The organism is Wenyingzhuangia sp. IMCC45574, from assembly GCF_054182685.1.
This window is the reverse complement of the sequence record NZ_CM135169.1, coordinates 1695020-1719610: the sequence shown is the minus strand read 5'-3', so window position 1 is coordinate 1719610 and position 24591 is coordinate 1695020. Positions and strand designations below refer to the sequence as shown.

The 24591-nt window shown below is 31.6% G+C and carries 14 protein-coding genes and 1 tRNA gene; 5 read left to right on the top strand and 10 right to left on the bottom strand.

Annotated elements, in window-relative coordinates; translation table 11 throughout:
• Positions 1-125: 125 nt before the first annotated feature.
• A complete protein-coding gene (locus tag ACXHHC_RS07235; RefSeq protein WP_458228964.1) occupies positions 126-2024 on the bottom strand; it encodes a 3-keto-disaccharide hydrolase in 1899 nt (632 codons plus the stop codon).
• 243 nt (positions 2025-2267) lie between these two features.
• Positions 2268-4496 carry a DUF7133 domain-containing protein gene (locus ACXHHC_RS07230; protein WP_458228963.1) on the bottom strand — a complete coding sequence of 743 codons (2229 nt, stop codon included), beginning with the start codon at positions 4494-4496 and terminating at the stop codon, positions 2268-2270.
• Between the two features lie 275 nt (positions 4497-4771).
• Here ACXHHC_RS07230 and ACXHHC_RS07225 point away from each other — a divergent pair.
• Positions 4772-4845, top strand: a tRNA-Asn gene (locus ACXHHC_RS07225).
• Positions 4846-5049: 204 nt separating this feature from the next.
• Here ACXHHC_RS07225 and ACXHHC_RS07220 read toward each other — a convergent pair.
• The 8 genes from ACXHHC_RS07220 to ACXHHC_RS07185 form a co-directional block, all read right to left on the bottom strand.
• Positions 5050-7791 carry a hypothetical protein gene (locus ACXHHC_RS07220; RefSeq protein WP_458228962.1) on the bottom strand — a complete coding sequence of 914 codons (2742 nt, stop codon included), beginning with the start codon at positions 7789-7791 and terminating at the stop codon, positions 5050-5052.
• Positions 7791-10241, bottom strand: a complete 2451-nt coding sequence (locus ACXHHC_RS07215; protein WP_458228961.1) for a hypothetical protein — start codon at positions 10239-10241, stop codon at positions 7791-7793. Before ACXHHC_RS07215 ends, ACXHHC_RS07220 begins: the two co-directional genes overlap by 1 nt.
• The gene (locus ACXHHC_RS07210; protein WP_458228960.1) at positions 10238-10936 is read right to left on the bottom strand and encodes a hypothetical protein; all 699 of its coding nucleotides are present in this window, start codon (positions 10934-10936) and stop codon (positions 10238-10240) included. The genes ACXHHC_RS07215 and ACXHHC_RS07210 overlap by 4 nt, the downstream gene beginning before the upstream one ends.
• A 2-nt stretch (positions 10937-10938) precedes the next feature.
• Positions 10939-12090, bottom strand: a complete 1152-nt coding sequence (locus ACXHHC_RS07205) for an AAA family ATPase (RefSeq protein WP_458228959.1) — start codon at positions 12088-12090, stop codon at positions 10939-10941.
• Complete coding sequence (locus tag ACXHHC_RS07200) at positions 12087-12704, bottom strand: hypothetical protein (protein WP_458228958.1); 618 nt, start codon at positions 12702-12704, stop codon at positions 12087-12089. The genes ACXHHC_RS07205 and ACXHHC_RS07200 overlap by 4 nt, the downstream gene beginning before the upstream one ends.
• Positions 12705-12706: 2 nt before the next feature.
• On the bottom strand, positions 12707-14200 hold the full coding sequence (locus tag ACXHHC_RS07195; protein ID WP_458228957.1) for a reverse transcriptase family protein: 1494 nt from the start codon (positions 14198-14200) through the stop codon (positions 12707-12709).
• Between the two features lie 264 nt (positions 14201-14464).
• Entirely contained in the window at positions 14465-16096 is a 1632-nt protein-coding gene (locus ACXHHC_RS07190; protein ID WP_458228956.1) for an SWIM zinc finger family protein, read from the bottom strand.
• Positions 16080-19166: a WGR domain-containing protein gene (locus ACXHHC_RS07185; protein WP_458228955.1), complete on the bottom strand. Its 3087-nt coding sequence runs from the start codon at positions 19164-19166 to the stop codon at positions 16080-16082. Before ACXHHC_RS07185 ends, ACXHHC_RS07190 begins: the two co-directional genes overlap by 17 nt.
• Before the next feature lie 223 nt (positions 19167-19389).
• On the opposite strand from ACXHHC_RS07185, the gene ACXHHC_RS07180 reads away from it, so the two are divergent.
• The 4 genes from ACXHHC_RS07180 to ACXHHC_RS07165 all read left to right on the top strand — a co-directional run bounded on the left by ACXHHC_RS07180 (position 19390) and on the right by ACXHHC_RS07165 (position 24537).
• Complete coding sequence (locus ACXHHC_RS07180; protein ID WP_458229235.1) at positions 19390-22686, top strand: VCBS repeat-containing protein; 3297 nt, start codon at positions 19390-19392, stop codon at positions 22684-22686.
• 132 nt (positions 22687-22818) lie between these two features.
• Positions 22819-23211, top strand: a complete 393-nt coding sequence (locus ACXHHC_RS07175) for a hypothetical protein (RefSeq protein WP_458228954.1) — start codon at positions 22819-22821, stop codon at positions 23209-23211.
• The gene (locus ACXHHC_RS07170; RefSeq protein ID WP_458228953.1) at positions 23211-23408 is read left to right on the top strand and encodes a helix-turn-helix transcriptional regulator; all 198 of its coding nucleotides are present in this window, start codon (positions 23211-23213) and stop codon (positions 23406-23408) included. Before ACXHHC_RS07175 ends, ACXHHC_RS07170 begins: the two co-directional genes overlap by 1 nt.
• Positions 23409-23520: 112 nt before the next feature.
• Positions 23521-24537, top strand: a complete 1017-nt coding sequence (locus ACXHHC_RS07165) for a GntR family transcriptional regulator (RefSeq protein ID WP_458228952.1) — start codon at positions 23521-23523, stop codon at positions 24535-24537.
• The last annotated feature ends 54 nt before the right edge of the window (positions 24538-24591 follow it).

The window sequence follows — 24591 nt, the reverse complement described above, 5'->3', positions numbered from 1 at the left end:
ATGTGTTTGTAATATATTCTTATTTTGTTGAAAAACAGCTGTTTTACTAAGGTTTAAGAGCGTTTTAATAACGAGCTGAAATCCATATGTGATGTTGTTTAGTTTATTTTTTATGCATTTTTTTATTACCAAATGATTTTGTAGACAATCTTATTCACACCAACAGGTACTTTAACCAGTAACTCTTGCTTTCCATTATTAGTTCTTATAATAGGATTAAAAGATGTATTGCCCGAAAAATCTATATAATAACTTTCATTATTTACAATGTATGTGTGGTTTGATAATTCTTTAATATCTTTTCCGTTGGCTAACTTGTGCCATATTTCTTTGTCTGCATTTACATTAATTACTTTTTTAATCTCTCGTTTATTTTTGTTGGTTAAAAAAGTATTAGAAATGGTAGTGTTTCCTATTTTGTATGAAAATGTAGGGATTCTTTTTTCGTTAAATTCATACCCTAATTGTTGTAATCCTTTGTTCTCTGGATCGGGGCTAGGCCAAGCTGCATGTTCATTTTCAAGACTTGCAAATTCCAAATCACCATGCATTTCTATATTAAATCCTATAGGTGCTCCTAATTGCTTTAACCCTCTTGTTAACCACATGTGAGTTGTGTTAAGAAAAGAGCCATCCCATACTTTTAATAAAGAACCAGTAGCTAAATCGTACGAGTAATGTGTGCCGTCTGGACTTCCTACAGAAATACAGTGTGTTCTTGCAATTCCGTTATGAGTTACAAAACTACGCTGCGTTCTAATTCCGTTTTCAGGCTCAATAATAATTCCTTTTAGGGGATCAAACTTATCTACATTTTTATCTACTCCATCCTGAATGGTATACTTTTGCATCTTTGGAGCTTCAATTAAAAATCCAAAATTGTTTAACCATTTTACTCTAGGCCTTGTATGATTGTAAATTAATTTAAAGTTTGTTGTTCCTTTCTTTAATTTGAAAGACTTGTTACGATAAGCTTGAGATGTTTTTAGCTTATATGGTTTCTGACCATCTATGTGTAACTCCACGGTTCCTTTTCCGGGTCTAATTTCAAACAGATAATTTCCGGCTTCAGAAACATTTAAAGTTCCAGAGTAAGCAACTGTTTTTTTTGCTTTTTGTGTGGCAACATCAATTAAAGAAAAGGTTTGTGTGCTTTCTTCTTTTAGAGGCTTCTGTTGGTGAATGTTTTTAACAGTTTCCTGAGCAGAGTATTCTTTTCGTATTAAGTTCGTTAGTTTAATTCTTTTTCCGTTGAACAACCTGTATTGAATGTTTTTAAAAGCTACAGGTCCATGATCTCCTTGAATTAATAATGGAGCTCTTGGTTTTTCGTCCTCAAATCTACTTCGAGTAGGTCCTGTTACTTCTACATTTTGTTGAACTAAGACACCATTTAGCCACACTTCTTCAAACCAAGCGTTTTTTATTTTGTTTCCTTTAGCATCAAATCTAGGAGCGTGGAAAATAACTTTTAAATGTTGCCATAGCCCAGGAGCTTTGGCAGCATTTATACGAGGTGGATGTCCCTCGTAACCTTGTTTTCCTTTTGGAGCATTTTTATCCCATCTTTCATAGATAGCCCCCATGTCTTTAGGTCTTAATTTTTTTACATTCCAGCTATCAAATATTTGTACTTCATAGCGACTTTGGAAGTAAATTCCAGAATTAGATCTAACAGGAACCATTACATCCAGTTCCAATTCAATATCCTTATGATCAAAAGCAGTAACTAAGTTTTTATTGCTTTTCTGGTCATTTGTGTTTAATAAAATACCAGAACCTGCTTCTGAATTGATGGTTTTCTTTTTGTTTCTGTCAACAACAACGTCTCCAACTATTTTCCAGTTTGCTCCAGTTGGTTTAAAAGTAGATAAGTCTTTTAAATCTAATTTTATAAATGGATTTAAGAGGTTCTTTTTTACTGTTTTTTCCTTTTTTGTTTGTACAACTTCTTTTTTTTCTTCTGAACAAGAAGTAATTAAACAAAATACAAACATCATTATAAGATGTAGAATACGTTTCATGTGTTGTTGTGTATAATTAGCTATTTAAGGTTCGTTTTCGAAATTATCATAAGAAATTCACATAGATGTTAAAATTCTTTCAAAAAATAATTTGAAAACGGTCAAATATAGATAACTACAAGCCGAGAGATAGCGTAGGAAAGATTAGAAACCGAAAATTAACCGATAATAGTAACGGTTAATTCTATAGTTTAAGTGTTCTTATTTCAGTGTCTTATGTAAGTGTGCCGCTTTTAGGAAGGTTTATTTAATTTTTAAAATTTCCTCTTGATTAAAAACTCCTTTTTTGGGTTTTAAGAGCCTAAGTTGCTTTATTTTTTTTACAGATATTGGTTTAGAATCATCCGCAAAAGTGTACTGTAAGTAGCTAATTATGTTTTTTATGTCTTGATCTTTGTATTCTGGATTGTTGCCCAATCCAGGCATAGTAGCGCTTAAATTGTAAGACTTTCCGTTTACTTGTAATGGTCCTGAAAGACCATGGAGTATAATTGCAGCAAGTCTTTCTGACGATTCTGAGATGTATTCTGAATTGATAAAAGGAGGAGCTAAGCTTGCGATTCCTTGTCCTTTATTTCCGTGACAAGTAGCACATATATTGTTAAAAATCTTTTTACCTGCTTTAATAGCTGCTCTTTGATTGTCTTTTATTTTTTTATTCTTTCTAATTGATTGTAGTTTTTTGCTAGCAATGGATTCATTTAAATTAGCAATTAATAAAGGACTGTTGTTTTTGTAGTGTTTTGCAAAAGCTAAGAAACGATCTTCTTTATTTGGGATACTGTTTAGAATTCCTTCCTGAATAAGTTGATTGTTTTTATGCTGATTTGAAATTTGTAATAGCAAAGGATAAAATTTATCAGGAGCTAAATTGATCCACTTTCCTAATGAGCATGCTAGATAAATATCTAGTTCAATGTCTTTTTTAGCAACCATTTTTTTTAATAAGCTTTCGGCTTTTAAAATGTGGTTTTTATGTGCAATTTGTTCTAATAATACAATTGCATGACATAGCGTTTCTGTAGGAGTATTATTCGTGTTAATAAGTGTGGAAAGAAACGTAAAGGTCAGAGCGTCGTAACCGTTAAGGGTATGTAATGCGTGTATTTGTGTTCTTGCTTTGTTACTCTTAAAAATCAAATCTTTTACATCTTGTAAGACTGTAAAATCTTGTCTTTTTACTAACAGTTGTTGTGCTTTGTCTCTATACCATCCATTTGGGTGCTGCAAATAAGATATTAATTTAGAAGATCTACATTTTGTTAAATCTATAATTTCTTTGGGTTGATAATCTGAACGGGTTACTTTTAAAATTCTTCCCATTCCAATAATAGTATCTAACTGTTTGTCTTGGTAGTGTTTCTTTAAATAAGGAGTAAGGAATGCTTTGTCTTGAAGAATTCCACGATGCATATCTACTATATAAATGCTACCCTCTGGACTGTTGAATAAATTTACGGGTCTAAAACCCTCGTCGGTAGAAGCTAAAAATTCTTTTCTAGGGATAGGGTGGGTGGCTTTAATGTTATTGGGATGAAATGTTAGAACATTTCTTTTAACCACATTTGCCTCTGGAGCACAAATAAATGCATTTTGTTGGTAAGGATCTGGAAACTGGTCACCTCTGTAGATTAAGGGTGCACAACTAGCAGTTACATTTACCAATATACTGTCTTTGTCTAATCTTCCTTTAATATAACCTCGGTTTACCGATGTAGCGTGCAAAGGATATACTCTTTGATTGGAAGTAAGGTTTCTTCCCAATGCAGCCTTACTCTTAAAGTTTTTGTTTTTAGTATACGTATTGGGAAGTACAAAATCTCCTTTTATGATGACTGAGTTGTTATTGTGATAGAGTCTTCCAAAATTATCGTGGGTAATTCCCCATTGACCTCTAAAATACGTTCGCTCTTTAATCCATTTTCCGTTTTTTCTTTGGTAACGAAAGCTAGATTTAGCATTGTAAATCCAGTTGTCTATATTCATCATCAATCCGTTTGGTTGATGTTCTACATTTCCTCCTGTAACATATTTGTTGTCTACCAATACTTTATTAACAGGCTTGTCATTTTCAATCTCTACAAACCATAAATTTGGTGGTTCGGCATATAGCAGTCCACCATATACATGAGCAATGGCACGTGGTAATATTAAACTATCTAAGAATACTTTTGCGTTATCGCAAACGGAGTCGTCGTCTAAATCTTCCAGTATTACAATTCTACCATTAGGCATATGTTCGCCAGTACCTTCTAAGTTTTGCATATAACCTCTCATTTCTACCACCCAAGCTCGTCCTTTCTCATCAAAACTTAAGGTAACAGGTGCTTCTATAAAAGGTTCAGAAGCTACGGCTTTTAACTTAAAGCCTTTTTCAACTTTATAAGAAGACAAATCAACTACAGGTTCTTCGTAAGATTTACTACAGCTAATAAGAAGTAATACAAATAAAGCGTATAAAAACTGTTTCATTATTGTTTTGGATAAGAATTATCTTTTTGGCTCAAAAAAAGTGCCACAAATATAGGTAAAAAAGGGAGTGGTAATAGGTAGAATTATTGATTTCAACTTGCTTATATTCGATATAAATAAAAAAGTTAAAAAAAGTTGTTTTGTCTAATTGCTTGATTGATTTTGATTTACGGATCGGAACTAATTTTTATGAAAAAAAATCAAAAAAGATTGGTTGTTTAACTTAAAATTATCTCTATATTTGCACTCGCTAAACGAGATTTCTCGAAGCAAACTCCTCCTTAGCTCAGTTGGTTAGAGCATCTGACTGTTAATCAGAGGGTCCTAGGTTCGAGTCCTAGAGGGGGAGCAAAAGCGTTACTAGAAATAGTGACGCTTTTTTTATGCATGCAATTTTAGTTTATGCTGAATCAGAAAGTCCTAGGTTCCCCCGAAGCTTCGGGGCTAGAGGGGGAGCAAAAGCCATCACAACTTGTGATGGCTTTTTTTATGCTTTGATTTTATGTTTTTATCGAGATTACTTAGTGAAAATAGATTCGTTATTTAAAGAGAATTAGATATGGATAAATTGGATGGTATTAGATTTTGTTAATACAGCATATTTATCTCTTGAAACTGGTAGGCAGCTAATAATATCACTATCGGAATATTCAACTGTCATATGTTCCTCTGCTAAGTTATTTTTAAAGCCGAAAACTTTAATCGTATTTTCTGAATAGACTATTACTTTACTTGTTCCTAGTAAGAAAGCTTTACTGCCAAAAAAGTCTTGGGAGAAAAAAGGTGTTTTACAAACAAAACCATTGTATTTAAAGCTATAAATGGTAAGACCACTATAGGTTTTGATAAGAATATTACCTGCACTCGGAGCATCAAAACCAGTGATGCCAGTATCCAAATTTAGAATATAGGTTTTTCCAGTATCTGTATCTATAGCATAGAAAATAGAATCACAGAATGTAAAGATAAAACTTAGTAAATAGATTGTTTTATTATTAACTCTCAATGAAAATTGTTTATCAAGCTTGATCAAGATTGACTTTTTTAATTTCCTATCCTTATCAAAAATTACTAGTTCTGGAGGTTCTCCAGAAGTTTCTAGTTTAAAGTATTGTTCATGATTTAACGTTATACTTGTATTGTAATCTTGAAATTGGTTGAAGAGATTTAATTTTAGTTCAGTATCAAAGTGTTTGTTTTTATACATAACAACTTCTTCATTAATTGGTGTGTAGTTACTTCCATTAAGTATTTGAATCAATATTTCATTGCTGTAAGATGAGTTGTTATGGTATGTAATGTTTATCCCTTTTTTAAAGGGGTTTTTTAACGTGTAGTATTCTTTATTATCATATTGATTTACTCTGGCAATAAACCAGTGCGTAGCATTATTTCCAGTAACAAGAATATCTCTCTTGTGTTTAAAAGCATTCGTCCATTCAATAGTATCATCCAATTTTATTTCAAGATTAGCGGTAGATACTTTCTCTCTTGGTTTGTTACCTACAAAACGATTGATGTCTTTTGATAATAATTGGTCATCTACAAAATCATTTAATCGATGAATATTACTTCTTTCATTTTTTATGAGATCTTCACTTATAATTTCGTAAGCTATATTAGAGCATACTTTTTTAATACCGTATTCTTCCTTATTAGAAACGTTTTTTAAAACATTTAAAAGTTGACCTTTTTTATGATTTAATGTGTGTTTTTTATAGATGGTGTGAACAACTGTGCTCATTTCTTTAGGAGTTACTTCAAAAGTTTCTTCTAAATATTTTGATAAACATATTTCTGATTTTGTGGATTTTTTCCATCCATTTAATAATAGCGTTTTAGAGGATTCTTTATCAAGCAATTTATCTTTTTCAATTCGAGCTGCATTAACAAAATCATTCCTGTCTACACACTCATCTACAGCTTCTTTAAAGTATTGTTTAGATAAATCTTCTTTTTTTAGTAGACTGTATAGGTCTGCTACTTTCTCTGTGTGTTTTAATTCTTGATGAATTTTTAATGCTTTTTCATACAACATCCCCTTCTCATAACAATCAGCCGCAGCAGTTTTGTTTTTTTGCTTTTCTAAATGCAACATTGCAGCTTCCTCATAAAAACCTCCTTGCTCCAAGACATTGGCTGCATTACTGTAATCTTTTAAGAGGTGTGCATATATATAAGCAGCTTTTCTATAGTTTTTGTTTTGGATCTCAACTTCAGCAGCTTTTATATATTTTTGTCTTAATTCGAAATAATGATGACTTACATCCCAACCATATGAAGATACCCTAGTATTTAAATTGTTTAGATTAAATAAGGTACTTCCTTTCATTAGTTTAAAAGATGGTATGTCATTAGAAGATCGTCCCAATTCACCTCCACCTAGTGGTATTGCATATTTAAGTGCTTCTGATAAATTGTCATCCATCATTTTTAGAAGCTTGTTTAGTTCTTTGTTTTGTTGCTTTTCAAGTTTGTCTAGGTTGTTTTTTAACCATTCTTGAAATTGCTTTAGCATTCCTGAACTATACTTTTTAGATGTGTTTTTACCTTTTAAGGTGTTTTCAAAATTAGCTCCCCCTATACCTCCAATCAGTCCTCCTATTAGATTTCCTATAAGCATGCCTATTCCTAAAAAAACACCTGTAATGGTTAGGCTTACTTTTAGTAAACCTTTTGTTATTTTATCTAAAGCGTTTTTAATACTAGAGTTATTTTCTTCCTCATCTATAGGGATGTCTGCTAAATCTTTTTGTTCAATTTCTTCTTCTAAACTTTCTATTACTTCAGTTTCATTGTCTGGAGCAATTAAAGAGAGATTGATGATTTCAGGGAAAATTAAAGGTTCGTAAGTAGCTAAATTCCAGTTGACAATTTCTTTAGGTAGTTTAAAATTGATATGACTCCAATCTAAGAAATCATTTTCTTCCCAGCCAATGATTCCAATTGTGGGATGATAGCATTGAATATGATACAAGAATTTTGTATTAAACTCTTCTGATGTTAAAGGAGGGTGTACTATAGAATTAAAAGGCAAAAACATCCTTTTTGCTATTTTATAGTAAGGGTATTTAATGTCTTCTAAATTTTCTTCTAATTTATCTTTTAGTACTACGAATAAGCCTGATGCTTTGATGTCTGAAACAGAAGTAGGAACCAAATAACAAGTTACATCATCAATAGAAATATTTACTTTGTCGAATAAAGCTAACCAGTCTTCAGGAGTAGCCAAAGGAATGTAAAAAGCAGCTATTTCTTGGTTCGTTTCTATATGATATTTAAGTGTAAGTTCCATTATTGATAAGCTTCTAAAATAGTTTCGATAAACGGATTGAGGTAATTATTTTCTATATCATTGGTGTTGATTTCATTTAACATCATTTCATTATTAATTAAATAAGGTTCAGCACAAATATTTCTATCAGCAGCAAAAAAACTAACAGGTCCATTTAATTGAATCTTTATGGTTAATTCAGGAATGTTTTCATTTGAGCTTATTAGGTGAGCAAAACCTTTGTTATCAAAAATGATTTCGCTGCCATCTTTAAAAGTTACATGTCTAAACTTAAGCTTAGGGTTCTCGAAAAGATGTTGGTTTTTAAGAAATTTTACATTTTCTATAACTGGATAATTTAAGGTTGATGTTTTGCTCTCTGAGACTCTAGGATTAGCCCTTAAATAGAAGTTACTACTTTTAAAATTGCTATGTTTTTCGAGTAATTTATCATTGAAAAGAATAAAACAATCACTGGTTATTTTTACTGTGTTAATGTTTACAAATGGAGATTCTACGTATATGTAATTATAAGATAGTGTATTTTTAGAATCTTTTATTTCATCTGATTTTATTTGATTTACTTCTTCGATATCACAAGATTTTCGATTAAAAAGATATGCCTTGTTACTAGAGCTTTTAATGTAAAAATTACCTTGATAAGGACATACCTCGTTTATGTTTTTTAGGTTCTGTGATACGGTACTTTTTAAATCAAAATACTCAATAGAAAAATCTATTAAGTGAATTATGGAAAAACCTGCTAACTTTTTAGTTGTGAAGGTTAGTAAAAAAACATAATTCTGTGATGGGCAAAGTGCAAATTTAAAGCGATAATTTCCAATGTTGTTTTTAATGATATATCCTGCTTTTCTGCGGGTAGGCGAACTTCCTTTTGGATAATAAACCAATTCATTGAATCTATTTTTAACGATAACACCACCTTTTGGTAAATGGACTAATTCTTCATCTTTTACATGTTTTGTTAGTGTACATAGAATAGGGTATTTGGGAGCATTCTTAAAAAAAGCGGGAAGGAAAGGGAGTGATGAAGATTCGTTGTTAAACGTTTCCTCTTTTCCAAAAGTCCTTTTCGCGTTTACAACTTTTTCTAGATCTACAATAGTGTGTCCTAAGTTTTTGATAACTCCTTTTACACTACTGAAATAATTAATTTCACCATTTCTATTTACAGTTACTAAAAAATTGAATTGTTGACGATGAGCATTAAATATGTTTTGAACCTTCTCGTTATTAAAATTGGACTCTTCTATTAGTAATATTACCTCGTCTTTTTTGTCTATTTCATTAGAGCCACATATGGCAAACAAACTCTCTGCACAGTCTAAATAAGGTGATAAAAATTTTAAAGCTTCTTTTATTTGGTTTTCTTCATCAACATTTTGTTCTGAATAAGATTGTCCATCTAACAACATCAACTTTGTTTTCTTTTTTGATTTTGGGTGAAAACGAAATGCCAATGCTGACGCTAAGGATAGAATTCTTGGAGTACCCCAAGTTTTAATGGTGGCATCCATGAGAAGAATTCTATTTTTTACTACATTTTCTGCTACAATTTCCTTGTTGATATACAAAGCTTCATTATTGATTAACCTTGACAGAAATACATCATCTGAATAGGCCAATTCACTTAAAAGGAGTTTGTCAAAATCTCCTTTATTGGTAACATCACTCATTCCTCCTAAAGAAAACTCTCCTTGCTCGTCATTAGAAACGGGAATTTTTAAGCCTGCCATAAGGTGTGTTGCCAATTCACTTAAAGGTGCGGTATCTCTATGTTGTAATAACTCCTTTAAAACATCTTTTTCTTCAAGAGGTAAGGCTACTTCTTTTAAGTCAACTATGCTAGTTTCTAGCTTTTCCTGTAGTATTTCTACATTTGGATATAGATTTTCTGCTTTTGATATTACATGGAAATCTGCAAGAACCTGTGCATAAGTATTCGCTTCGGAGTTGGAAAAAATGGTGTCATCAAAATTACCGGACTCAAAATCATTTAAAATTTCTGAAAAATTAGGAATCGAAATATCATTTTTCTCTAGTATGGTAGTTAGTAATAAAACTCTCTTTTGTCCTGTTCTAAATTCTTTAGGAAGCCTATGAATACGTTTAAGAAGCTTAAAAGCCTTAAAAATATGATACTCTAAAATTTCTTTTGTAACAGTTTCATCATCTTGAGCATTGGATATGAGTCGAGTTGTATTATCATATGAAATTTCTTTTGTTTCATAATCATCGTTACAGGCTAAGAGTATTAATAACACCTGAGCTAGTCTTGGTGAAATAGTAGGAGATATATCCTTTAGAAGAAGTAAAAGGTCTTTTCTATAGGTAATTGTTTTTTTGGAAAATGATGAGGTAATTATTTCTCCTTGATCTTCCCATTGCCAAAAATACTTGACATGTGATGTAAAGTAATCTACGGCTGTATGTTCAATGCTATGTTTCAATCTACAATTGCTTTTCTAGTTAGAGGTTTTATAGCTTCTTTAGGGATGATTTGATAGGTGTTGTCTTCATTTATAAGTACATAGTTGCTATTGTCTATCTTTCTTGCTAATATGTCTAGTTGACTTTTAGAGTCTAAGATATATCCATTAGGAAGTAAAAACTCTTTATACTTCCAATACGACTTTCCTTTAATGGGAAGTAAAGGAGTTCCAAAAACAAATATTTGGTGTTTATCATTTTTAGCATATTGTAGAACCTTGAATCTAAAACTAGGAGCTTGTATAAGATACTCCTCTAAATCAGTAGTATTTACTAAAATTCCAAATGTTTTTTCTTTTAGATAATGTGCCCTTAATTTTGGATGTACTTCCAGTTGGCCAATCTTGCCACCAAATGCAACCGTTGGCATTGAGACTGTAAAATATTCATTTATAGGAGTCCAATCTGTGTTAAAAAGTAGCATTTCAGGTGTTATTTTATTTCTTTTAAATAAATAATTATCCTTAATAAAATAAAACTCTTTAAATCGTACGTTATATAGTTTATTGAGTGTTTCTTCATTTTCAATGAGAACCCTTATCCAAAGTAGATCATCGTGTTCTGCTACTTTTATGGATGTTAAGTTTCTAATATCCGCTAACGAATTTTTAAACTTTTTATCAATACTTAAGATGACTTCTGTTTTAATCAACATAACTAATTAACAGCTTCCCTTTTGTTTAAAATTAAATCCCATAATTCGTTTATAGGTTTTAATACATATTCTTTTTGATCGGTATTACTTATCCACTCACATCTTCCAGTCAAATTTCGTAGTTTGTCTTTAATAGTGGCTTTTTCGGTTTTGGAAATAGAGGTATCTTTCCATTTACTCAATAAATCCATAACATCATTATATATTTCATCGGGATCAGGAAGATTATTTTCTAGTGCTCTAGGATGTTGTTGTTCTTCTACATCTCCTTTTATTATAGATTCGACTATATTGTTTAGGATTTCTCTTTGTTCATTGTTTTCCCAAGTATATCTAAATACCCAAAGATCGGATAGAATTGCTTTGTCACGTTTGCAAATCAATGCACTTGCTGCTACTAGTTTTTGTAGTTTTACAGCTCGTCTATCTGATACCTGAATACCGGCATTTCTAAGCCTAGAAATCATTTCAATGTATTCCTTTTGAATAGGAGCTACATCTATGGATAACAAATCTGATTGAAGTTCTTTAATTATGGAAACATCGATAGTTGGTAATTTTTTGTCTTTGTTTTGTTGCAATTTCCATCCAGCATTTAATACCTCTTTTAAGTAATCAGGAGCTACATTATCACATTTTACTCTAATTAAAAAACGATCAAATAAGGCTTGTAAAGCTTCGTCTTCTGGGAGATTATTACTTGCTCCAATCGAAATTAACGCAGGTATGTTTTTTACTTCTTTTCCTCTTTTGAATACTTTTTCATTCAACACCATTAATAAACTATTTAATATGGCACTATTGGCGTTAAATAATTCATCTAAAAATATTAAGGTTGCTTCGGGTAACATTCCGTCTGTATTTGTTACCAAATCTCCTTCTTTTAGTTTTCGGATATCAAAAGGACCAAATAACTCGTTTGGCTCTGTGAATTTTGTCAATAGGTATTCAAAAGTTTTTCCTTTTAATGTTTTAGAAAGTTCCTTTACAATGGCACTTTTTGCTGTTCCAGGAGGTCCATATAGGAATAGATTTTCTTGTGCAATTAGACAAATACCTAATAAATCAATTATATGGTCTTTTCCTACAAAGGTTTCTTTTACATGATTTAAAACCTGCTGTAATTGGTTTATTTTGTCAAAGTTTTCAGTCATAGCTCATGTTCTTTTAATTTTTTCCAAAAATGATTTTGATAGTCTCCTAACTGTATGAGAATTTGTTGTTTTATAATCTCAGATGTTATTCCTTTTGTGAAATTATGTTCAATCAATCGATTACAATAAATTTCAAGGAGTGTGTTGTTAGCTTCAATACTTTCCGTTTTGATATTTTCTGCTATTTCAAAAAGAGATAGACTCCAATTTGTAGCTAAATTTTGAAGTTCTTTGACTAAAATATCTGATGGAGTTAGCGATTTTGAGATGTTAAATATTTGTGGGATAAATCTAAAAATAAGGTCTACAGAAAGTATTTCATTTTTAGTTTTAGTTCCGTTGTATTTTGGTAATATGGATACTGCTTCTTCTTCACTTAATTCTCTTAGCAGCAGTGATTGACATAGTCTATATAAATATTGGGTGGCCCAAATGCCAGCATTAGTGTCAAAATGTATAGTATTACTGTTGGGGAATGTAAAACGATAACTTTCAAAATATGCTAGAAGTAGTTCTTGTGTTTTGTTGATATCTTCATCTGTAAACACTAGGATTTCCTTTTCTACTTTGAGTTGACCAGTGGTAAAAAGTCCGTCTAAAAATGTAGTTAACATTATTACTTTTTCTTTTTAAATAGTGATGCTATATAGTTGAAAATCCCTTTTTTCTTAGGTTTGGATTTTCTATATTTTTTTGAGTGATTTTCTTTGTATTCGTATTTGTCTAAGATACGATTTACTTGCTCTTTATATTTTGTTCCTTTTTCGGGATCTATTTGATAGATAAAGTTAGCATATCCATGGATTTGTGCCAGTACATTCCCTCGTCCATTCCATGCTTTACCTTGTATGCCATCTTTTTCAATTTGAAACAATAGAGCTCTAAACCTCTTTAAAGCTGCTTTGTTAATATTCAATTTTTCATTCACTACAACTCCTGTAACTTCTTGTCGAACACCTGTATGCATTATTCGTAGCTTATCAGGGTGTAAGTTTAGATTTTCTTCTTGAACGATTTTTTTACTATACTTTAGAATACTGGGAATAGCGGTTGTTTTTTTGTCATTTGTAGAAAACGTTAAATCATCTACATAACGTGTGTATTCAAATCCATATTTCTTTGCTATTCCTTCTAATCTATAGTCTAATCTCTTACATAGAATATTTGAAATGGCAGGACTACAGGGAGAACCTTGTGGTAAAAAACGTTCTCCTCGTTGAGCAAAGTAGTTTTCTCCCAAAACAGAAATGTCTAATATTTTAGGTTCAGAACAAAGTAGAGCTAAAATAGTAGCTACTTGATCTGAATATCCAAAGCTTGAAAAAACTCCTTTTATACGTTTGTAAGATATGCTTGGGAAAAAATTCTTGAGATCTTGATTAATTACAATAGCTTTTGAAACGTGAGGTGCTGCATTGGTTTTTATAGATTTTCCTTTAATACAACCGTGTGCTTTATTGTGAATATCGGCTTTGTCTAAAACTTCTTCTAAAATCCAATGTTGTGCTTTTTTTAATTTTGGCTTAGGTGCCGAAATTAATCGTACTCCTCCTGATTTCTTAGCGATATGAAATCTATTATAATGAGTAACTTTAGAGTTTTTTCTTGAAAAGGATAAAAAACGAAGTTCGTTGACAGAAATATTCATTTTAGCAGCTAATTGCTCTGCATTATGAATAATAGGAAATCCATTTTTTTGTAATCTTGCTTCATCAGAAGTTTTCTGATTTAGTTGATGAGAAAACCCTTCTCCCAGATAAATGATATCTGAAGCTTTGGTCTGTTTCCACTTTTCAGCTTTTTCTTGTCGAAGCTTTTCGTTTTTCTCTTTGGTTTCCTTTTGTTTTTGCTTTGATGCTTGTTTACGTTCCTTATGTTTTGCTGCTAAAAAAGCCTCGGGATTTTCTAAAATCTGTTTTTCTTTTAAAAGGTCGTTGAGTTCTTTAGAGAGTTCTCTTTCCTCCTTAAAATAAGTGTTTACCTTTTCGAAGTCTACATTTCCATCGTTCCAAAAACCTAGGCGAATCATCTCTTTTAAGATGTACTCTTGTTTAGAGGAACCTTTAATTTTATCGTAAATTTCTTGTCTTCTTGATTGAGAGTCTTGCATGAAAAACTAAAAAAAAATGGGTAGTTAAAGATGTTTGGTATTCCCTTCGTACGTTTCTAAAGACTGGATTGAACAACTCCAGTGAAATAGGTACTATATCGCTATTTCACTTCGTAGAAGTATAACCGGAAATGGCGATATAGTACCTATTTCACAAGTTAAGTTCAAGTCAGTGACGAGTTTGGTATCTGTATGCAGGATTGGCGATCCACCAATCAAAATGCAAGGTTTTTTCATCTTTAAACTACCCGTTATAAATATAATTTATTTCTTATCAAAAGCAAGCCTTAATGCTAACATATATTTAGAAGGCCCTTTTGTTATGTTGTTATTGTTATAATCGTCAGAAAAACATTTTCCTGATATAATTCTTAAATCTTTATCTAAAACAATTTCCACTTTTTTAGTAGATTTTATATATCCTTTAATATAGATATGGTCTCCTTTTTCAGAGTGTGTTATTTTAGTTACACCATCAGGTGTATTAGCTAGTTCGTAAGCTTCTCGGTCTATATCACTAGAAAAACGCAAGCTTTCAATATCTATACCCTCCTTTTTTAATTCTCTGGCACGATAAACGTTATTTTTTAGATCATAAATTACTTTACCAGCTTGTGAAAATAGTTGCATAGCCTTGCTAATTTCTGACTGATCGATATTTAACTTAGAGGCTAACTGATCTTTACTAGCATACCATCCTTTTCTTAGTTCTAAATAAATGGTTTGTAAAGTACTGCCGTCTAAATTGGATTTAGGAGCTAATAAATCTAATTGACTAGCTTGTGTCCAATCGTTAGATGTCCAACCAGAAAGGCCAAGTGTAAAATACATTTCGTTAGATAAATGTGCTGTATAAAAAGAAGGCATCCCATTACCTAAAAGGTGAACAGTGAATTTTTGAGTAATGGGTAATAATCTTTCCAGTAAAGTGATTCTTCGTCTTCCCCATACTCTTATTTCTTCTGGTTGATTTCCTTTATAGATAGATCTTTTACATGTGATTTCAATATTCCATGGTTCGAAAATTGCTATAATTGGTTCTCCAGGTTTTAATATGTATCGAATAGATCTTGGACTTTTTCGTTCCTTATTTCTTTTTAATACTGTAATAAAATTTGCGATATCAACCGGCTCCAGCTCAAAAGAAACTTTTTCAGAAGTCATTGCAGTGCTTACTTGTAAAAAGCCACGAACCCAACTGTCTGGAAGATCAATTTTTAATTCTTTGTAATTTTCTTCACCTGTGGTTTGTACATCAAATCCTTTGGGGTCTATTTTAAAATCAGTTTCCTTATACGTTCTAATTTTCTGAAATTCATTGTATAGCTTTTCAGAATAATCAATATTTGTAGTACCACATTTAAAATCTTCAATGTTTGTAAACACCTCATAACCACAGGAGAGTTTACCATATACAGATTCATCTTTGCTAAAACATTCAAAGAAAACCTGATCTGGATGCACGGTAATTACAGGGTCTAAAACAAACCAAGCAGCATAATCTCTTTTGTATAAGTAATTAAAATACTCTCTTTGTGCTTTGTAAAAAGGTTTGGTAATAGTATCTCTTTCTTTTCTAAGTGCTACTAACTGATTTTGTAAGTTGGAAATAGTTGAATTTAATCCTTGTTTTCTGGTATTAGCTTCTGCTAACCAAATTTCTTCTTGGTTTTTTAGCCATTCCAAATATTCTGTATTGTCCTTAGGCTGAAAATTATAGTCTGCTACAACCACATCATGAAGTGCAGATATTGCTTCACGAAATGGGATTTTTTTATGCAGTGTACCTGTAAAATAGGTAGGGTCTCTTAGTACATCTGGAACAAAATCTACCGAAGTCGATGAAATGCCATTTCTCACCGAGCTACTACCTTTATATTTATGATTGAACCTCATGTTGAGAAATTTGATTTATAGTGATTGGAATTTCTAAGTGTGGATATTTTTCTCCTATTATCAAGAGGATATCAATACATTTACTTGTGTATGTAATACTTTTAGAACCTATTATGCTATCCATCAGATCAATTGTCATTTCTGCTACTTGAGTATCTTTGATGGCTTCTGCTTCTAAGAAATTATAAACTCTAGATTTGGCTACTCGATTGGTGTTTAAACTAAACAATACCGTTTTAAAGAAATGCTTTAATTCTAAAATAATTGTAGGATTGTTTTTTGCGTAAGTATCCAAGTAATTGGTTACAAAAAAGTGCATTGTTTTAGAAGGGTGTTCTTGCAGTTTTAGTAACACGTCTACACCCTCTTCAGAATTAAAATGTTTTACTAAAATTTTTCTTCCAAAAGACTGAACCTCTTCGTCAACATGGTCGCATAAAAAGAGCATTAGATCTAAGCTCCAATTATTAGCCGTAATGTGTTTTTCAATAAAATCAAAAGCCCACGATTTCGTATCTATCCACTGAGTATTAAAAACTTTTAGGAATTCTTCAGTTTCATAATTTGCTCTTTTGGTGTCACTTTCGAAATAGATTTTAATAAGATCACGAATTTCTTTAACATCTGAATCTAAGAGTGATATTAATTGAACTATGCTTAGTTCTTTTAGCGTGATTTTTTCTTTGAATAAGGATGTTCCTAGTTTTTGAGCAAACTCATATTTAGAAAGGACTAATTGCAGTATATCTTCTACTGCTAATGAGGAAAGTTCTTCTTTATAGTTAATAATCAAATTTTGATAACTAGTTTCATGAATTCCTTCATACTCCTCTTCATTTAATATATTTTGTAAAAGTTTACTTAATAATCCTCTCCCAAAAAGTTCATCCTTCTCAATAAGTTTTTTAATGGTAGGTTGTATAGCGGTTCTTACTTCTGCAAAAGATGAAAAACAGTAATCTAAAATGTTTTTTTGATGAGCGATTAAATAACTCTCGGGGAATGTTTCTAAAAGGTCTATTCCTATTTTTCTTAAATGACTATTTTCAGAATTTAAGTATTCTAAAATAAAGTCTCCAATAATCTCAATTGTAGAGGTCTTATTAACTTTACTCAAGGCTGCTCCAATAAGCTTGTTTGAAAAAAGAGGTTGTTGAATTAACTCTTGTAGCTTTTTAGGATCAATTGATTTAAATAATTCTCCAAATTTAGATTGCGTTATTAAATCTGCAAAAATGATGAGAAACTCTTCTGAGGTCTGTTTTTTTGAATTTAATACTCTCTCAAGGTCATCTATTTCTAGTGTATGTTTGTATTTTATAGAGTCGTTAAATATTTCTTTTAAGAAATAAATTACCTCATTGTTTTTTGTGTTTATTAGCGATATGAAAAAAGATTTGTCATCTAATAAATCGTCTTGGTAAGTTGTTAGCCAATCTAATCCTATTGTACTTGCCTCTATATGATTGGTTGTTAATAAAGCCAGTATAATTTTCTTTTCTGGTGTTTTATTAGAGTATCGTTCTTTTAAACATGTTAGTGCAAGATTGATAACACGGTTGTCCTTTTGGTGCAGTAAGTCTAGTAAATTTTCTGATGAAAAATGTTCTAGTAATTCAGGATTTGCATTTACTATACTTAAAGCAAAATCCAACCCAATTTTACTTTTTGACCTGATAAGGATTTTTATAATAGATTCAGGATACTTACTCCAAGCTTCGGATAACGTAGCTTCTTGGTATAGTTCTTTATTACTATCTAAAGGTTGTTCATAGTACCACTTTGTCTGAGTTCGTGAAAATCTTTCTGAGTTTCCATACAAAATAAACATTAAGCTGGAGAAACTAGCGTAAGGAGGGAAAAAACGGTTGATAAAACTGTAGTTATCCGAATCATAGTCGTATACGTAAGTTCCTTCGTTTATTTCCTTTTCTTGATCGATGTCATCATCCAAAGAGCATAAAATCTCACTAGCAAAATTGATGTAATACTTCTCGTTTTTGGTGCTTAAATCAAGGATAGATTTGTATGTCTGATTATTGAAATAACGCTTTGTTTTTTTAGAAAAAGCTATACCTGGATTGGCCTTTTTCATGGCTTGAGATGCAAGAATATATTCTCCATTAATATATTGGTACTCTCCTTGATATCCTGGAGCTTTAATAGAAATTTGTTTTGATAACAACGCTAAAAAAGAATAGTCTTCTACAACCTCGGCTGTTCTATAGATATAGCGAACAGATTTAAAAGTATTTACTTTCAATGGAATTGATTTCAACACTTCGTATATTGGAACTCTTAAGTGTTCATTATAAAAAGAATAAAGATATAGGTAGTATAGACTCGTGGGAGCTAACTTTTTTCCAGAGAGGTGTAGTTCAAAAATTTTAGATTTTAGTTTCTCTACATCATTCAAGTATTGTGTTAACACGGTAGGAATTAAATTCTGTACTTCTTGAAAAATCTTAGGAATGTTAGCATCTTTTAAATCCTTATTTTTAAGTAGATATGAGATGGCAATTCTACCTGTTTTATCCTGGAATCCTTTTTCTTTAAATAGATTGTATATCTCTTTTGAATAAGTATAGTTTTCGAATTGTGCAAGTGCTTTTACAGCAGCATATGCTTCAAAGTCGTTTTTGGAGTTTAAAAAGTAGGCAATAATATCGGCTGCTTCTCTTAAATTTAAGACTCCAGCTCTTAAGATAATCTTAGATACTTTCCAATCTCTACTGTAAATACCTTTTTTAGCCTCTTCTAGATATTTTAATATGGTTTCGTCACGTATAGAACGATTTTGAGAAGAACCAGTTTCAGCTATTGTTTCTACTTCTGTTTCGGAATAGCCTTTTTTCTTTTTTTCTGAAACTAACTTATCAAATATTTTTTGAGCCTCTTCAGAGGTTACAGGAAAAACAGTTTTAGTTCCTTCTCTTAATTTGTTTCCTCGTCTTCCATACCTAAAGTTTACTACAAAAAGATCGTCATCAACTTCGCAGAGATCTACTTCGTAAACTTTATCAGATTTTTGGTCTTTAAAATATAAGACTAAAGTGTTGATCAATTTCATAACCTGTATTTACAGATAAATATCATTTTTTTTACTTTGATTACAAAATATAGATCGAATTAAATTTATTGCTAACATAGAAGCTGTTTTCGAGATATATAATTACTCTTGAAAAAAACTATGATACAGTGTGCTACTTTTGTTTTCTTTTTTGTTTATATTTGTGATAAGTGTAAAAAAAGAGTCTTTTTTATGCGTGTTTTTAATTTAAAAGAGATGTGTGATGAGAATTTTAGGTTTTTCTTTTGTCGTAGTGTGTTTGTTAGCTTCCTGTAAAAAGGAAAACAAAAAGCAGTTTACATTACTTTCTTCGGATAAAACAGGAATTACTTTTTCTAACGATATTACAGAGAACGATAAATTAAACTATTTTACCTACCCTTATATGTATATGGGAGGAGGGGTTTCTGTAGGAGATGTAAATAATGATGGATTGGAAGATTTGTTCTTTACAGCAAATATGAAACCCAATGCATTGTATTTAAATAAAGGAGATTTAAGATTCGAAGATATTACTAAAAAAGCGAATGTAGAAGGTGATGAAGGATGGTTTACAGGTGCTACCATGGTAGATATCAATAACGATGGATTTTTAGATATTTATGTAAGTGTTTCTGGGAAAGGGGAAAAGAGAAATAATTTGCTCTACGTAAATAAAGGTTTGGATGATAATGGAAATGTTTCTTTTTCTGAACAGGGAGCAGCCTATGGAATTAACCACAATGGGCATACCACACAAAGTACTTTTTTTGATTATGACAACGATGGGGACTTAGATTTGTATTTGGCAAATTATCCCCCAACTCCTTTCAATACACATGTATCTACATATCAACAAAAAATGAATAATCCTGTACTGGAAGATTCTGATATTCTATACAGAAACAATGGAGATGGTACTTTTAGTGATGTCACGGTAGAAGCTGGTGTTCTAAACTTTGGACTTTCTTTAAGCGCTACGGTTGCAGATATTAATAATGATGGTTTTAAAGATGTTTATATTTCTAATGATTTTGAATCATCGGACTTTGTGTATATAAATAATGGTAATGGGACTTTTAGGCAAGTCTTAAAAGAGACTATAAAGCATACTGCTCAGTACGGAATGGGGGTAGATATAGCCGATTTTAATAACGATGCTTTGCTAGATATAGGGCAGGTAGATATGACTCCAGAAGATAACATGCGTTCTAAAGCGAACATGGGGAGTATGAATCCGTACAGTTTTACAAGTATGGTAGATGCAGGTTTGCATTACCAATACATGCAAAATTGTTTGCAGCTGAATAGAGGAGTACAACCAAATGGGAATCCTGCTTTTAGTGAGGTTTCTAGAATTGCTGGAATTGCTACTACAGATTGGAGTTGGTCTATTTTATTTTCAGATCTAGATAACGATGGATGGAAAGATATTACCATTTCTAATGGAACGCGAAGAGACATCAATAACAGAGATTATTTCTTAAGTTTTAAAGAACGTAATCATTTTGGAAGTGTAAAATTAACAGCCGAAGAGGTGAATAAAATTCCATCAGAAAAAGTATCAAATTATGTGTATAGGAATAATGGGGATTATACATTTCAAAACAAGGTAAAAGACTGGGGATGGGAAGAGAAAACCTTTTCTAATGGAGCTGCTTATGCGGACTTAGACAACGATGGTGATTTAGATTTTGTGATTAATAATATAGATCAGCAGGTAAGTGTTTATGAGAACAACAATGCGGCTAAGAATAACTTTTTACAGATTGAGTTAAAAGGGACAAAAGAAAACAGAAACGGGTTAGGAGCAAAAATTTATATTTCTACTAATGGTTTGTCTCAATATCAAGAGTTAACATTAACTAGAGGATTCCAGTCGTCTGTAAGTCCTAAAATTCATTTTGGAACAGGTAAAGAAAAAATAGTCGATGAGGTAAAAGTTCTTTGGCCAGATGGAAAAGTATCCCAGTTGAAGGAGGTAAAAACGAATCAGAGTTTAGAGATTTTCTATAAAACAGCTGTCCAAGGTAAGTCAAGCAGTAGGATTGCAAATAAAACTTTTAAAACGGTTAGCCCTGATTCTTTAGGAGTTGATTTTGTGCATCAAGAAGATGATTATAACGATTATTACCATGAGCCTTTGCTGCCACACTCAACATCTATGCTAGGTTCTGGTGTAACGGTTGCCGATGTTAATAGCGATACATTAGATGATTTTTATGTAGGTGGTGCTTCTGGTCAATCTGGAGTGTTATACATTCAAAATACATCAGGAAAATTCTATAAAAGTAATGTTGAGGTGTTTTCTAAAGACAAGGAAAAAGAAGATATGGGGGCTTTGTTTTTTGATGTTGACGGAGATGGAGATAAAGATTTGTATGTGGTTAGTGGTGGAAATGATAAAACAAAAGGGATCGAAATTTTTCAAGATCGATTGTATGTAAATGATGGAGCAGGGAATTTTAATAAAAGTGAAAAGGGCTTGCCTAAAATTACCTCAAGCGGTTCTAGGGTTGTAGCAGGAGATTATGATAAGGATGGAGATTTAGATTTGTTTGTGGGAGGAAGATTGGTTCCTGGTCAGTATCCTTGGCCTAGTAAAAGTTATGTATTGAATAACAATGGTGGAGTTTTTACAGATGTAACAGAAAAAATAGCTCCCGATTTTACAAACATAGGGATGATTACCGATGCTGTTTGGAGTGATTTTGACAATAATGGAAGCTTAGATTTAATTCTTGTTGGAGAATGGACAGAGGTACAGTTTTATAGCAATACAGAAAACGGATTTGTAAATGTTACAGAAGCTACGGGATTGGTAGATAACTCTGGCTGGTGGTCTAGCATTGTAGCAGATGATTTTGATAATGATGGAGATTTAGATTATGTAGTGGGTAATCTGGGATTAAATTACAAATATCAGGCTTCTGTAGCAGAGCCGTTCGAGGTTTTTGCAGACGACTTTGATAATAACCAACGGAAAGATATTGTGTTGAGTTATTACAACTTTGGAAAACTATTTCCGGTGCGAGGAAAATCTTGTTCTACTCAGCAAATTCCATCCTTAAAAAAGAAATTTGAGAGTTATACCACGTTTGCAGCTTCTGATGTAGCTGGAGTTTATGGTAAAGAAAAACTGGACAAAGCGGAGATCCATTACAAAGCCAAAAATTTTGCATCGGTATATATAGAGAATTTGGGTGGTGGTAAGTTTAGAAAAAGGAAGTTACCAAATGTGGCTCAGTTTTCTATGGTAAACAGGGTTATTGCAAAAGATGTAGATAAAGACGGAGTAAAAGATTTGGTGTTAACAGGGAATTTGTTTTCTTCAGAAATAGAGACTCCTAGGAATGATGCTGGAATGGGAGTTTTCTTAAAAGGTGATGATAAAGGTGGCTTTAAAGAAGTTTCAAATACTTCTTCAGGGTTGATGATTGATGGAGACGTAAAAGACATGTCTTCTGTTACAATTAAGAATAAACAGTATTTACTGGTGATAAAAAATAATGATTCTCCCCAGTTTATTTGTGTCAATTAAGGCAAGTAAACAACTAGGCTTAATAACGATAAATTATTGAGCCTTTTTTATACTTAAAAATTAAAATGTAAAGTCTTGTTTACATTTTAAAAATAGTTATATATTTGTAAAGTAAACTTTACATTTTAAGATATGAAACAACAAAGAAAAAAATTATTGAGAAAATTAGCGCTATGGACATGGAGTTGGGTAGCTACTCTAGCTATTGCTACTTTTGGCCCAAAGTTTATATGGGACAATCATACGGTATTAACGGTATTTGCAGTGTTAGTAAATTTTTCAAACGGAGTTTGGATGATTGTGGCTAACAGAAATTTAGTAAATCATTATGACGAATTAGAAAAGAAAATTTTTTTAGAAGCTATGGCACTTACAATGGGATTAACAGTAATTGTGGGATTAACGTATTCCCTTTTGGATCAAGTAAATTTAATTAAGCATGATGCTCAAATAGGATTCTTGGTAATGTTTATGGGATTAACTTACGCAATATCTGTATTTTTGAACACAAGAAGATATAGTTAATGAAGAATAGAGTGCAAGAGTTAAGAAAACTTCGTAAACTTACCCAAGAAGATTTGGCAGAAATTATTGGGGTTTCTAGACAAACAATCAATGCGATAGAAAAGGAAAAATTTGATCCTAGTTTGCCAACGGCATTTAAAATGTCTCAACTTTTTCAAGTATCTATAGAAGAGTTGTTTTTATACACTCAAGAGTAGACAAATATAACTTTAAAAACATCAGCTAGTTAAGGCTGGTGTTTTGGTTTTATCATAAGTCTATTGATTTTATCCTATTTTAGCCCTACTTTAGAAGTATTAATGCAGTTTTATGGAGTTTTTGTTCAAAGAGATATTGGAGTTACAACAGAGAGGGGTTAGATCAAAAAGAGATCAATTGGTCAATGGTGTTATCAATTGCATTAATGATGGAAAGTTAAAAAGAGGAGATCGATTACCTTCCATTAACAATATGGTAAACGGAGTTGGTTTTGCTAGAAAAACAATTGTACGAGCTTACGACGAGCTAAAAAGTAGAGGAATTGTAGAATCCGAGAATTTTAAAGGATTTTACATAGCAAGTACCAATACACAATCTAAACTAAAGGTAGCTTTGTTAATGTATTCTTTTCGAGCATTCCAGGAGGATTTCTACAATACTTTTAGAGAAGAATTAGGAGAGGATTATCAAATAGATATTTTCTTTCATCACCACAATACAGAAGTATTTAAAAGTACTTTAGAAACTATAGAGGGCAAATATGGTATGTATGTAATTGCTCCAATTCCAAATGAAGAGATTACGGATATTCTTAAAAAAATACCTGCTGATAAGCTTTTAATTGTAGATAGATTTATTGATGTACCTGTAGCGTATTCTTATATTTCACAAGAGTTTGAACAGTCTACTTATAAGCATTTAAAAAACTTATTACCAGAGATTAAAAAGTACAAGAAAACAGTACTGTTTTACAGGGAAGATCAGGATTATCCTTTAGGTATTAAATTAGCTTTTGATAAGTTTATAAAAGAAACGGGGTTGGTAGGTTCTGTTGCAACAAAGTATACTACTCCTATTTTAGAAAAAGGAGCAATGTATTTCTTTATAAGTGATACTGGACTGGGGCAGCTATTAAAAGATGCTACCAACGCTACTTACAAAATAGGCGAAGATATTGGTGTACTAACACACAATGATAACGACTTAAAAGAGGTTATTTTTGGTGGAATTACTACTTTTTCTGCAGATTTTAGAAAAATGGCAGTTGAATCAGCTCAGTTTGTAAAGGATCGTAAGATTATTCAAAAAATTATTCCTTCTGAAATTAAAAGAAGAAGCTCGCTTTAAAGCAAAATCCTTTGTGTTATTCCAAATTAAGATTTTTTCACCTCTTTTTTACCT